1 protein-coding gene is annotated in these 1,009 nt (G+C 56.6%); it reads right to left on the bottom strand.

The genetic code is table 11. The features are described 5' to 3' along the window. Positions 1–1,009 (bottom strand): hemagglutinin repeat-containing protein (locus ACVBEF_RS21235; RefSeq protein ID WP_447125878.1); only part of this gene is annotated, 1,009 nt, incomplete at both ends.

Here is a 1,009-nt window from a genome sequence, read left to right as displayed (position 1 = left end):
TGATGTGGGCCGGAATCACTTGATTGGTGTTGGGATCGATACTGTCGGGCACGCTTTTTCCCAAGCTGACACTGGCGCTGATGCTACTGGTGTCGCTACTGTAGTCGGCCTTGTTTTGAACGTTTTTAGTTGTCAGCGTGCCGGTGGTGAGGCTGTTTTTTTCCAAGTCCGCGCTGCTGGCGATGAGGCCGCCGATCAGGTCGGTGTTGCCTTTGACATGCAGGTCGTAGCCGCCGCTACCGGCGATGATGCCGCTTTGCTGATTGACGCTGGCGTAGCTGCTGTCGACGTTGGCGCTGTCGATATTGCCTTTGGCGGAGACGGTGTTACCGACACAGAAAGGTGGAACACAGAGGCTGACTTCCAGCCCACTATTGTCTTGTCGGCTGTGATAGTTGTCGGTGTCTTGCTGGCTGTGAATAGTGAGGTCGCGCCCGACACTGGCGTTGACGCTGTCGCCACGGACTTCTGCGCCGATCAGATGAGTGTCTCTGCCGCTGGCCAGCGTGACGCTATCACTGGCGGTAATACTGGTGTTGTGGTGAGTGGTGCTGTCGCCGTTGGAGGTACCTTTGCTTCGGCTGGCGGCGAGTTCGAGGGTGAAGCCGTTTTGCTCACCGCCGATGCCTAAACCAATGCCGATGCTGGCGTTGCTGCCATCATTTTTGCTACGGTGCAAGGTCGTGTCTTTTGCGCTTTTGAGGTTGATATCACGGGCTGCGGCCAGAGTCACATTTTGTGCGCTGATGTCCGCGCCTTTTGCGTGAATATCGCCATCCGCTGCAAAGCCTGCCGAATCTTTACTACCGTTGCCGGTGGCAATTAAGGTGAGGTCTTTTCCTGCAGCTAAGGTGCTGCCTTGATGTTGACTGGCTTGACTGCTGCTGTCGCTATCGCTACTGCCGCCGCCGATGCTCACAGTGACTTTCGCCAGCGCTGGCGTCGTGCCATCGACCGCGACTTGTTTGATCGCGTTGGCGGCAATTAAACCTGCTTTGGCGGCATTCAA

The sequence above is a fragment of the Glaciimonas sp. GG7 genome (genome assembly GCF_052976905.1).
Note: the sequence above shows the minus strand (reverse complement) of the source record. Positions and strands in the feature narration are given on the sequence as shown.